General features: G+C 43.7%; 12 protein-coding genes. 4 read left to right on the forward strand and 8 right to left on the reverse strand.

The genetic code is table 11. From position 1 onward, the window contains the following. Positions 1-109: 109 nt before the first annotated feature. A complete protein-coding gene (locus AC1DPK_RS16945; protein ID WP_477511070.1) occupies positions 110-1,726 on the forward strand; it encodes an ABC transporter substrate-binding protein in 1,617 nt (538 codons plus the stop codon). A gap of 7 nt (positions 1,727-1,733) precedes the next feature. On the opposite strand, the gene AC1DPK_RS16950 is transcribed toward AC1DPK_RS16945, so the two are convergent. Further along, positions 1,734-3,449, reverse strand: a complete 1,716-nt coding sequence (locus AC1DPK_RS16950) for an ABC transporter ATP-binding protein (protein ID WP_477511071.1) — start codon at positions 3,447-3,449, stop codon at positions 1,734-1,736. A 251-nt stretch (positions 3,450-3,700) separates the two neighbouring features. On the opposite strand from AC1DPK_RS16950, the gene AC1DPK_RS16955 reads away from it, so the two are divergent. Beyond that, a complete protein-coding gene (locus tag AC1DPK_RS16955) occupies positions 3,701-4,783 on the forward strand; it encodes a Gfo/Idh/MocA family protein (protein WP_477511072.1) in 1,083 nt (360 codons plus the stop codon). A 158-nt stretch (positions 4,784-4,941) separates the two neighbouring features. Continuing rightward, the gene (locus AC1DPK_RS16960) at positions 4,942-5,610 is read left to right on the forward strand and encodes an SIMPL domain-containing protein (protein ID WP_477511073.1); all 669 of its coding nucleotides are present in this window, start codon (positions 4,942-4,944) and stop codon (positions 5,608-5,610) included. Positions 5,611-5,655: 45 nt separating this feature from the next. Here AC1DPK_RS16960 and AC1DPK_RS16965 read toward each other — a convergent pair whose 3' ends face one another. The 4 genes from AC1DPK_RS16965 to AC1DPK_RS16980 all read right to left on the reverse strand — a co-directional run bounded on the left by AC1DPK_RS16965 (position 5,656) and on the right by AC1DPK_RS16980 (position 7,816). Continuing rightward, entirely contained in the window at positions 5,656-5,832 is a 177-nt protein-coding gene (locus tag AC1DPK_RS16965) for a hypothetical protein (RefSeq protein ID WP_161807520.1), read from the reverse strand. 196 nt (positions 5,833-6,028) lie between these two features. After that, on the reverse strand, positions 6,029-6,586 hold the full coding sequence (locus AC1DPK_RS16970) for a hypothetical protein (protein ID WP_144376882.1): 558 nt from the start codon (positions 6,584-6,586) through the stop codon (positions 6,029-6,031). A gap of 12 nt (positions 6,587-6,598) precedes the next feature. After that, on the reverse strand, positions 6,599-7,345 hold the full coding sequence (locus tag AC1DPK_RS16975) for a GTP pyrophosphokinase (RefSeq protein WP_477511074.1): 747 nt from the start codon (positions 7,343-7,345) through the stop codon (positions 6,599-6,601). A gap of 54 nt (positions 7,346-7,399) precedes the next feature. Then, positions 7,400-7,816: a MarR family winged helix-turn-helix transcriptional regulator gene (locus AC1DPK_RS16980; RefSeq protein ID WP_076270900.1), complete on the reverse strand. Its 417-nt coding sequence runs from the start codon at positions 7,814-7,816 to the stop codon at positions 7,400-7,402. A gap of 106 nt (positions 7,817-7,922) precedes the next feature. Between AC1DPK_RS16980 and AC1DPK_RS16985 the strand changes: the two genes are divergently transcribed. Next, positions 7,923-8,387, forward strand: coding sequence for a MarR family winged helix-turn-helix transcriptional regulator (locus tag AC1DPK_RS16985; RefSeq protein ID WP_441885387.1), 465 nt, complete (start codon positions 7,923-7,925; stop codon positions 8,385-8,387). 67 nt (positions 8,388-8,454) lie between these two features. Here AC1DPK_RS16985 and AC1DPK_RS16990 read toward each other — a convergent pair whose 3' ends face one another. The 3 genes from AC1DPK_RS16990 to AC1DPK_RS17000 form a co-directional block, all read right to left on the reverse strand. Next, complete coding sequence (locus tag AC1DPK_RS16990; protein WP_441885385.1) at positions 8,455-10,077, reverse strand: MDR family MFS transporter; 1,623 nt, start codon at positions 10,075-10,077, stop codon at positions 8,455-8,457. Between the two features lie 226 nt (positions 10,078-10,303). Next, entirely contained in the window at positions 10,304-11,428 is a 1,125-nt protein-coding gene (locus tag AC1DPK_RS16995; RefSeq protein ID WP_441885383.1) for an NADH-dependent flavin oxidoreductase, read from the reverse strand. A 151-nt stretch (positions 11,429-11,579) separates the two neighbouring features. After that, the gene (locus AC1DPK_RS17000) at positions 11,580-12,236 is read right to left on the reverse strand and encodes an SDR family NAD(P)-dependent oxidoreductase (protein ID WP_477511075.1); all 657 of its coding nucleotides are present in this window, start codon (positions 12,234-12,236) and stop codon (positions 11,580-11,582) included. Positions 12,237-12,413 lie beyond the last annotated feature (177 nt).

Genomic DNA, 12,413 nt, shown 5'->3' on the forward strand with positions numbered 1-12,413 from the left:
GTCTGTTGAAATAGAAGAAGCTCTTCAACTACGGTTGATAAGCTTCTTCTATTTGTTTATAATGAAATTAATTGATAACGATTCTCAATACTGAAATGAGGCTACAGCCATGTCTAACTTAACGCATCAGACTTTACCTCTGCGCTCCTTAAGCTTCCATTTTGTAGATATGAAGCTGTACAGCCATACAGAGGGCGAAGTATTAGCGGAGAAAGTGACTTCCTGCTATACGATGCTTATATCCAAGAGCGGCAGAGGCAGACTGTTTATGGGTAATGAAAGTTCCCTTTTCTCGTCATACAGTTCTTTCCTTCTATCCCCGAACACCGCATATCAATTTGAAAATATAGGCGACGGCAAATTGGAATATTACCTCATCTCTTTCCACATCCTTCATTTGCTAAGCCAAGGTCCTGTGCTTTATACGGAGCAGCTATTTCCGAACCGTCAAGAGCTGCGCGTTTATCCGCTCGCACAATGGATGGATTTGCTGAGCCAGCTTTATACCGGAACTACGGACTGCGATAACATTGAAGCGCATCGTCAGCAAACGCATTTTCAGAAGCTTATCGGATTTGTTCTTGAACATAACCTGCAATTCGACTCGATGAGCAGCTCCACGCAAACGGTTGAACAAACCATTCAATATATGCAAAATCATTTTCAGAACCGAATAACGGTCAAGCAGCTCGTCGATATGGCCAACGTACCTGCTTGGCAGTTCACTTCAATATTCAAGGAGCTGACTGGCAAGAAACCACTTGATTATTTGAATGAGCTTCGTATCAGTCGGTCCAAGGATTGGCTGATCCATACCGACAATACTTTGCGCGATATCGCAGATCGTGTCGGCTTTACCGATGAGTATTATTTCAGCCGCCGCTTCCGTCTTATAACCGGCTTTTCTCCAAGGCAATATGCCCTATCGATGCGCCAAAATATACTCGTTAAGGATTGGGACGGTCACGAGGTTAGCATTCCCGCTCAGCCCAATCGCATCTTTTATTGTGGTGAAAGTATTGGAGATATGAATACGCTTGGCATTCAGCTAGTAGGAAGCCATATGATCAGCAAAGGCGAGCCTTTTCATTCGGAACAGGCTTCTGCACTAGCGCCTGACTTAATAATATTCGACCATTCTGATGAAAGCTTGTACGCACAAATGTCAGAGCTTGCCCCTACGCTTACCTATAATTCACGCGGGTCACTTGATGAGAGACTGCTCATGCTTGGAGAGTGGCTGGGCAAAAAAAAAGAAGCCCAGCAATGGCTTCTTCATTATAATAGCAGTACGTTATTGATGTGGCAGCAGCTTCAGGCGCGCATTCGGCCTAACGAAACAGCTTCTGTCTTTATCTATCATCGGGGAGAACGTTTATTTGTCATGGGCAATATCGGTTTATCCTCTATACTGTACCATCCAGACGGTTTCCGGCCTACAGGGAAAGTTCAAGACATTCTGAAATCTGGCAGACCCTATAAGGAAATCACAGAAAAAACGATCCAACAATATGCAGGCGACCGCGTATTCATGATGCTGCCCGAAAATGAGGAGTCCAAAGCAGCCATGGAGAAATTAGTGAACAGCCCAATCTGGAGAAACCTTCCTGCTGTCAAAAATGGCTTCAGTTACGTGCTCGACGAACGCGACTGGAATCAGGAGGATGCTTCAGCAAGGGATAAGCTGCTATTGCTTCTCCCCGAGCTGCTGAACCAAACCTCATAATTCCCCCTTATGCGCCGAATTGAGCCTGGTGAAGCCTGCTGTAAGCACCACGCGCGTCGAGCAATTCATCATGATTGCCTTGCTCGGCAATCCCTTGCTCAGCTACAACTACGATGCGGTCAGCATTTTTGATCGTGGCAAGACGATGAGCGATAACAAGCGTCGTTCTGCCGCGGGACAGCTCAGCAAGCGCTAGCTGAATCGCCGCTTCCGTCTCGGTATCCAGCGCGGATGTCGCCTCATCCAAAATAAGGATCGGCGGGTTCTTCAGAAACATTCGTGCAATGGAGAGCCTCTGCTTCTGTCCTCCCGACAGCTTAACCCCTCTCTCGCCGATCATTGTATTCAATCCCTCAGGCTGCGACAAGATGAGCTCCTCCAGCTGCGCCTGACGAGCGGCTTGCATAATTTCTACCTCCGACGCTCCGAGTTTGCCGTAAGCAATATTTTCTCGAATCGATCCATCAAAGAGGAACACATCCTGCTGCACAATCCCAATGTTGGAGCGCAGTGATTCAAGCGTCATATCCCGCAAATCAATGTTGTCGATCGTAATCGAGCCTTCTTCGACATCGTAGAAACGCGGAAGCAAGCTGCATAACGTTGTTTTCCCCGCTCCCGATGGACCTACTAGAGCTACCGTCTCTCCTGCGCGGATCGATAGGCTGAGACCTTGCAGCACCTTGTCTTTATTCTCATAACCAAACGTCACTTTGTTAAACCGAATATCACCCTTGAGATGGCTTACCACTTGTGCATTCGGCGCATCGGCAATATCAGGTTCCGTTTCAAGTAGTTCCAAATAACGTTTGAATCCTGCTATTCCTTTTGGATACGTCTCAATGACAGAATTAATCTGTTTAATCGGACCTAAAAATACGTTCGAGAGCATAACAAATGCGATAAACTCACCATAGCTCATATCGCCTTGAATAACGAACCAAGTTCCGCATACGAGTACAAACAAAGAAATGAGCTTCATTAGAATAAAGCTGATTGACGAGTTCCATGCCATTACGCGATATGCAATGAGCTTCGTCAAACGGAAACGACCGTTATTTTCAGCAAAACGTGCCATTTCATGCTTTTCGTTCGCAAACGCTTGAACGACACGAATGCCGCTCACGTTATTTTCAACGCGTGCATTGTAGTCAGCGATATCAGAAAACATCCGATTAAAGGCTGCTGACATTTTACGGCTGAAATACAGCGACAAATAAATCATCAGCGGAATAATAATAAAGGTCATTAACGCAAGCTGATAGTTAATGCTCAGCATAATACCGAACGCACCAGTCAGCGTCATTAAAGCAATAAACAAATCCTCCGGCCCATGATGGGCGATCTCTCCAATATCCATCAAGTCATTTGTCATCCGGGATACCAGATGTCCTGTCTTGTTATTGTCGAAGAAACGGAAGCTCAGCTTCTGTACACGATCAAACAGCTGCTTGCGCATATCGGACTCGATGTTGATTCCGAGCTTATGTCCCCAATAGGTAACGACATAATGCAGTGCAGAGCTGAACACATAAATGACTAATAGTCCGATACAAGCATACAAAATCCATTTCCAGTTGCCGCTCGGCAAAAGATCATCCACAACCCGGTTAACGGCAAGTGGAAAAGCAAGCTCAAGCAATGCAGCCAAAATGGCACATGAAAAATCTAAAATAAACAGCTTCTTGTAGGGCTTGTAATAAGCAAAAAAACGACGCAGCATATCCAGCTTCCTTCCTAATCTATTTTATGACACATTCAATGATAACCATTATCATTTGTGGCTAATCTATCGTAGAACAAAAGGGCAAGGGGAGGCAATGGACAAATGTGATCATTTTTTTGTACAAAATGAAGCAACATCATCCGGACAGATGTCATGATTTTGTAGATGTCATGTCCTTTTCTCACCATTTCATGCCTAATACAGCTGTGCTAAAGTAGAATCACTACAATGAAAAGAGGGATATTGAAATGACAAGAACGATCCGAATCGGAATTATAGGAAGCGGCGGTATTGCAAGAGCCCATGCTTCAGCTTATAAAAAAATGCCTCTTCACGTGGAAATCGTGGCGGTGGYAGACAGCATAGCAGGAAAAGCACAAGCTTTTATTGATCAAGAGGAACTCGTAAAAGCCGTTGCTTTTGATGATCATAAGAAACTATTAGAGCTTGACCTAGACGGCGTCAGCATTTGCACACCAAACTTTGCACATTCTGAAACTTCAATAAACGCTTTGAATGCARGCAAGCACGTGCTCGTAGAGAAGCCGATGTCTGTCACACTCCAGCAGTCCATCGATATGGTCGAAGCCGCTGAACGCAGTGGGAAAATATTGACGGTAGGCTTCCAGCCGAGATATGATCCCAATATGTCGTTGATTCAAGAAATTGTTCAATCGGGAAAACTTGGTAACGTTTACTTTGTTGAAACAGGCGGCGGCAGACGGCGCGGTATGCCTGGCGGCACTTTTATTTCCAAAGAGCTTGCAGGTGCTGGCGCAATGGCTGATATCGGCTGCTATTCGCTTGATATGGCGCTTAATGCGCTCGGCTATCCTAAGCCGCTTACTGTATCGGCTTATACATCAAATCATTTTGGAACAAACCCGAAATACCATCGTGAAGCGGCCAACTTTGAAGTTGAGGATTTTGGCGTAGCGATGATCCGTCTTGAGGGCGACATCGTTCTCAATTACAAAATCAGCTGGGCTATGCACATGGATTCATTAGGTGCGACAATGTTCCTTGGAACTGACGGCGGTCTTAAAGTCACTCCAGCAGGCACAGGCCCTTGGAGCGGTGTTTGGGATGGTAGCGTAGGCAGCATGACGCTTTATCACGATGTCGTTGATCAGCATATCCATTCGACTATTCCTGTCATCCAACATGGGCTAAACTTGTTTGATGAGAAAGTAAGAGACTTTGTTGCAGCAATCGCAGAAAATCGTCCAGCTCCTATTCCTGGAGCAGAAATTTTGTACAACCAAGCGATTATCGACGGTGTGCTCCGTTCAGCTGCAAGCAAGCGTGAAGTTACAATAGAGCTTCCTTAAGCTCATCACAAAAAATGGCGGTGCAAGATTACTCTTGCCCGCCATTTTTGTATTCTTTTCTAAGCTTTCATCCGCAAGCAGAAAATAAGAAGCAATCATTTCGGCGGGTATCCTTCCATACATTAATCTATAACCTGTAAGACGGAAAGGAGCCTGCAATGTACGGCAATCAAATCTACTATACCGCTATTCCCATTCCCTGCAAAAGCGTGTCCACGATTGAAGTTTTGGGCGAAGGGATCGTTACGGCTGCTCCAGATACAGCCTTGGTCATCCTTGGTGCTGTTACCGAAGGCAAGGAGCTGCAAGCGATACAAGCCGAAAATGCACAAATTACAGCAGATATCATACAATCCCTTCTCGAGCTAAGCATCCCGCGCGAACATATCCAAACGAATGATTATCGAATCGAAATGATGTATGATTTCCCGGACGGGAAGCAAGTCTTTCAAGGCTACAAAGTAACTCATCTCCTGCAAATCACCATCGATCAAATTTCACTTACTGGTACTGTAGTAGATACCGCCGTTTCTCACGGTGCCAATACAGTCACTTCCATTCAGTTCTCGGTTACCGATAGAAAACAGTTGGAAAATGAGGCCCTGTCGCTTGCTGTCCAGAACGCCCGACTGAAAGCTGCTGCTATCGCAAATGCATTAGGAACATCCATTTCTGGAGTTCCCAGCAAAGTTCAGGAAGTCTCCAGATCATCTGAACCCTTCCCTGTCCAAAGAACCTTCCAATCCGATGTTATGGTCACACCAATCGAGCCTGGACAACAGAAGATTTTTGCGGCTGTTCGTGTATGGTTCGCGCAAATCACATAAAAAAAAGAAGCCGCTCCATCCCGGAGCGGCTTCAACCCATTCTAATTATACAGATGAAATAATGCCGCGGTTACTATTTTTTGCGAAGTTGATAATGGACTCATATTGCGTTTTAGCAATGCGACGGTCAGACATGGGAAGCTGAGGATTTTTGACTATCTCGGCTAGTTTCTTAAGCTCATGCATTTCCTCAGTTGTCACTTTGACCGTTATTTTCCCCACACGCTCCACCCTCCTTCGATATTTTTGTGAAAAATCGATTAGTCAAGCAAAAACGCCTTCGGCGTCCTTTAGACGCTGAAGTAGCTTTGACGGTGAAATATAAGATAAGTATGAGAAAATGATATACTTTCTTATATTTAAGCAAAAGGTTTATCAGCTATGGTCATTATACGCAAAACTTAAGTAAACTTGCATGTTATTTCGGTGGCGTTTGCGGATTTGAATCATCTATTTCTTCAGGAAACAAATCAGCAAACTCTTTGTTCTGCTTGCTCTTCAGGTAAGATAAGCCTGCGTAGCCTGCCAGCAATGAACTGCTCACGACTGCAAAGTTGTCCGATGTATTTGCCATAGCCAGCGCTGTTTTTGCTAATATGCCCGTTCCGATTGCGATCAGCAAATCGCCGAGAAAGCCGAGATCAAAAAAAATCTTTTTTTTCGCATTACTGTGATCTCTAAAGCCGATGACAAAAATAACAAAGTAATAACAGCGCTGAATCCACTTTACTAACCAATTTGAAGAAAGGGATAATCCTTCTTCATCATATTCTATGACGAGTTTCGGCATTTCGATAATCCCATTTTTCACAAAATGTCCGATGAGGCCGCCTACTAAGCTCATGGAGATTGATAAGCCAAACACCTGAATAAAGGCTTGAAAGCTTGAAATAACCATCGCCGCATGACCACCTTTCAACAACACTCGTTTGGCAGCACTTTTTGGCACTACTCTCACTTTATGTTGCTGATGCATGGTTCACGACTATTATTTTTTGGCTCCATCCTCAAAAAGCTCTAACAGCATGTTTGGAATGGAGCCGCTTTGATTGTTCATGATCAGCCGAAGCATCTCATCGCCCAGATCATCCTCACGCTCTTCTTTAATGGCTGCGATCTCATTATGCAGTCGCTCCATCTTCTGATCCAGCGCGGATGCGGAATCTGCCGCTTCTTTTAGTTCATTCAGTAAGCGAGGAGGTATCGCCTGTTTATATTTATAATAGATTTTGTGCTCCAGGCTCGCCCAGAAATCCATCGCTATCGTTCGAATTTGAACTTCTACACACACATTTTCCACTCGATCCGATATGAACACCGGCACCTCAATGAGCAGATGCAAGCTTTGGTAGCCGTTTGGCTTCGGATTTTTTATATAGTCTTTAACCTCCAATAAGGTCAAATCGCTCTGATTGCTTAACATATCACTAATCCGGTAAATATCAGAAATAAAAGAGCAAGTTATTCGCAGGCCTGCTATATCTTTAATGTGATTCCGAATGCCGTTAAAAGAAAGCTCGCTTTGCTTTCGATAAAGCTTTTCGACAATGCTCTTGGGCGACTTTAGGCGCGAGCTTGTATGCTCAATCGGATTGTATTCATGCAATAAATGAAACTCTTCCTTTAATATTTCGACTTTTGTCTCAAGCTCTTGAATCGCAAATTTGTACATCATTAGAAAACGAGTGATTTGCTGCTTCATGTCTTTCATTTTTTGCATTTGATCCATAACCATACTTCCGTATTCCCCTTCCAATTCTTGCTGCTGAAATGTTTCGATTAGATCCCGCTAATCATCAAGCGATGTAAATATTCGTCTCAAATGCTCCAAATCCTCTTGCGAGATCCTCTCACTCATATATCGGATAATAGCATCATCATTTTCATTAAAAGCCTTCACAAATTGTTTGCCCTCATCTGTAATTTCCAAATATACGACTCGTCTATCATCCTCGCTGCGATTTCTTCGAATAAGCCCTCTTTCCACGAGCTTGTCCCCGATGAGCGTAACCCCGCCTGCAGTAACCAAAAGCAATTCAGCTAGATCCGTCGACTTCATGGGACTTTGTTTATCTAAATGTTGAAGCATTCTTGTTTGATTAATGGAGAAGCTGCAATCTATTCCTTTATACCATTCGGTTTTTAATTTTTTGTAAACAACCTTTAATTGCGGAAACAGTTCTTTCCATTCCTCATAGTTGTTCATGTTCCACCTCATTTCTGTTGTTTTGTTGACTTCCTGTCATCATAATAACTATAATTACTTAGGTAACCTAATTACTTTATAAAATAAGTTCACCGAGGTGAATCCAATGTCCGCAGATAAATATGAGAATGTAACAGACTTAATCGATGTTTTCCAAAAGTTCGCTAAAGCCGACTGGCGGAAAAAAACGATGTGGGGCGGTCTTAAAGCGAGCGAAGTTCGTATGCTCGTTTGTGTGAAAAAAAGCAATGATAAAGGTTCAACAGGGACGACGGTTACAGAAATCAGTAAATTGCTGCAAGTCACCTCTCCAACCGTTACACAGATGCTTAATAGCTTAATTGCATCTGGCCATGTGGTTCGTACATCCGATAACACAGATCGAAGAATTACCGAAATAACGTTAACGGACACTGGCGAAGAAATTGCTCAAAAAGCAATAGACCGTTTTATCTCCATGTTCAAAGGCATGATCGATCATTTAGGTAAGGAGCAAAGCGATCAGCTTGTCGTCATGTTAAACCAAGTATTCGACTATTTGGACTCAGCCAAAACGAATGAAGACTTTTAATAAACAAAGGGATTTCGCTTCCTGCAAGCTGCAGGAAGCGAAATCCCTCCTATAGGAGCCGCTCTTATTAATTATTAAGAGCAGGCTCTTTTTTCAACTTTTCAGATGGCTCTACGCTAACTGCTTCTTTCTTGTCAGAAGAGCGAAGCGGAATTTCTTTCAAGAAGAACACGAGTACGAATGCGACGATCAGCAAGGACATACCGAACAAGAATACAACCGTCAAGGAGTCGCTCAGTACCGAGCGAACCATCTCGATGATGTGTGTAAACAAAGGCTGAATTTGTTCCGGCAGCGTCGCATGAAGCTCTTTAAGCTTCGGTTGATCAAGCAGCATTTGCGGGTTAAGGAAACTAGACAGTTTCTCAGCTGTAGCCGCATCTACTTGACTTAAATCAGGTCCTTGACCTGCTGCGACAGCATCCTTCAGCTTACTGGTCAAAGTGGAGTTCATAACCGTACCCATAACTGCAATACCAATCGTACCGCCCAGGTTACGGAACAACGTAGCTGTAGCTGTAGCCACACCAAGCTGTGAAGGCTCTACTGCATTTTGAACGGTTAGTGTAAATACTGGCATCGAAATACCAAGTCCAATACCAAATACGATCATCGCAGCAACCGCAACGCCAACGTTAGTCATGAATGCCATCATAAGCATTCCCGCGACCATGAATGGCATACCGATGAGGGCGAATCGTTTGTATTTCCCTGATTTGGAAATCCAACGACCAGACATTGCACTTAGGAAGATCATGGCGATCGACATCGGCATATTTACAAAACCCGAGTTCGTTGGTGAAATACCAAGCACACCCTGCACGAAGAATGGCAGGTACATCATTGCGCCCATCATGCCGGCATTCATAAGGAAACCGACGGAGTTGGAGATCGTTACAATGCTGTTTTTAAACATCGACAAAGGCAATACAGGGCTTTTGGCTTGACGTTCTACAAGAATCAATAGAACTAACAACACCGCTGCAGAGGCGAACATGCCAATAATTTGTGGCGAGCCCCAGTCATATTTTGTACCTGCCCATGAGAAGCCGAGCAGCAATGCAATAAGCATCAGTGAAAGCAATAATGAACCCCAATAGTCAATGGATTCCGTTGTTTTACGCGCTGTTTTTGGAAACATGGACCAAATCATACCAAATGCAATAATGCCAAGCGGTAGGAAAATCCAGAAAATCCACTTCCAAGCGATATGATCGACCATAAAGCCGCCTAATGTTGGTCCAATTACACTTGAGAAGCCGAATATGGCCATCATTAATCCAGTCCATTTCGCCCTTTCCCTAGGTGCGAACAAATCACCAACCGCCGTCACGGTTGCTGACATAAGAATACCGCCGCCTATCCCTTGAATACCACGATAAGTGATAAGCTGGAATACCGTAGTTGATGTACCGCATAAGAAGGCTCCGATTATAAATAACACGATACCGACTAACAAAAACGGCTTCCTTCCGTAAATATCCGAAAGCTTTCCTACAAGTACAGTAGCAATCGTTGATGTGAGCATATAGATGGTAATAACCCATGTGTAATACTCGATGCCACCCAAGATGGCAATAATGCGCGGCATAGCCGTGCTTACGATTGTCTGATTGATAGCTGCGAAAAACATAGCTGCCATCAGTGCAATCATGATTGTTAACTTTTTCTTCTGACTCAATTGCTCCATATGCTCTGCACTCCTAAACATTTTTATTTATTATGGCCTATTGGCCGCCAAACTACTTCGCGAAATAGTTAGGTTGCCTACCTATTAGACAATGATACAATAACTTTAGTACTAAAACAACTGCCAATTCATTGTCGTGCTGGATACACTAAAAAAAGATTAAATCGATTAAAGACGCAAAAAAAACAGGTCAAGAAATGCTTGACCTGTTTTCCTGTCATCTATATTAATCGCCTAGCGGGAACCAGCCTGGCGTATGAACAATTGCTTGCCAGAGCGGGGTAGGAATGACCAACCGATCTTGATCATCCTTGCTGAGCGTTGTTTTTATTTCCGATTCGCGGCCTTCTTGCACTTTCTCGACCCAATCCGGTTCAACAATAATTTCACGGCCAATCGCTACAAGTGGAATGCCGATATCCAATGCCTTTACAGCATCTTCTGGGGTATGAATGGAGCCCACGCCAATAATCGGTATGGAGTGACCTACACGATCTTTTATCCATTGCATACGCGTTTTCGTTTCTTCAGCACCTCGTTTAGGCAATGACCAGAAATCCATTAACGATACATGAAGATAATCAAGTTCTTTATTGGTAAGCTCATCTAGAAGCCTAAATGTATCCGACATGGTAATACCAGGCGTAGTCGCCTCCTCAGGGGAGAAGCGGTAACCGACTAGAAAAGGTTTTTCCGCATAGGCAGCAACAACTCGCTTCACTTCATCAACGACGGCTAATGGGAAACGCAATCTGTTCTCTATATTGCCTCCCCAACGGTCATCACGTACATTGGAATGCGGAGAGAAAAATTGTTGGACAAGATAACCGTTTGCGCCATGAATTTCAACACCGTCGAACCCTGCCTCAATCGCTCTTCTAGTCGTTTCTCCAAAGTCGCGAATAATCGATTCAATTTCCTCATCTAATAATGCTCTAGGTGTAACCCCAGCGTTCTGCTCAGAAGCTACAGCGCTCGCACTTACCACATCACCATTGGGCACGAGGTTAATTGGACATTCTCTGCCGCCATGAAAAATTTGAAGCACCGCTTTAGCGCCCTTTTCTTTAATCGTTGCTGCCAAGCGCTGTAGACTCGGAATCATGTCATCGCTGTCGCTTGCAAATTCGCCGTGAAATCCTTTTCCGTTTGGTGAAACGTAAACACAAGCTGTAATGACTAGGCCCACTCCACCCGATCTGCGGCTATAATAGCTCAGCTCCGTCTCCGATACCGTTCCGTCTTCGTTTGCTGAGAAATTCGTCATTGGTGCCATAACAATCCGGTTTTTTAATTCAATACCGTTTTTAAAGGTCATTTGTTCAAACAATGGCATATAAGTTGATTTCATTTATTTCATCTCTCCCGTTATCCTCTGTTTATCTAACTAACTGTAACTTTTTTGTATACTGTAATATTATTTCATACAGTTAGAAATGTCAAGCAGCAAAAAAAGCATCCCAAACCATAAAGATTAGGCATGCTTTTTCTACTCTTCCCCATTAGTCTTGCTTATATAAATACTCGACTTCACTTCTATTGATGTATAAATTCCAAAATTGATCCGCAATTTCATCTGGATCATAGAAGCTTTCTTTGGCAACAAAACCAGCAATCGCTACGGTACCAACATAAATGCCATGCGGTTGTAGTTCTTGTGAAAGTGAGAAAGCAAGAGAGCGAATGCCCGCTTTACCAATCGACAATGACGACAATTCAGCAGCTGGTGCCAGCGCCAATCCGCCGCCAGTAAACAATATTGCCCCTTTCTTATGCTCAATCATATTAGGAATGACTTGATTCGCGCTCGTTAACGCTCCAACAACATTTACTTTAAACTCCTCGAGCAGTTGCGTTTCAGTTAAATGTGTGGGTGTAGCCTTGGATATGACAGCCGCATTATAAACCAGAACATCAGGGGAACCATATAGCTGCTTAATTTGTTCAAATGCAGAAGTTAATGATGATGAATCGGCTGCATCAGCCTTAATGCTGTAGGCTTCAATCTTGACTTCATTAAGCTCCTTCACATAGGTTTCCAGAGCATCCGTGTTCCTCGCTGCAAGTACAACGCGAAATCCTTCGTTACCGAATTTCCTTGCAACACCCGCACTTACACCTGGTCCAGCCCCGACAATTACGACTAAAGGTTTGCTCATCTCGCTCTCTCCTTCTAGTTAAATCATATAATTTCCAGTTTATTACACTTGTAGGTAGAGTCAAATTTTATCATTTTTCGCATCATTCATCTAATTCAAATATTTTATATCCTTATTATGAAATCGCTCTGTTTCAAAACAAACAGCCCCCCATAATCAACTACATTGCAGCATTCA

Source organism: Paenibacillus sp. 01T424 (assembly GCF_056398745.1).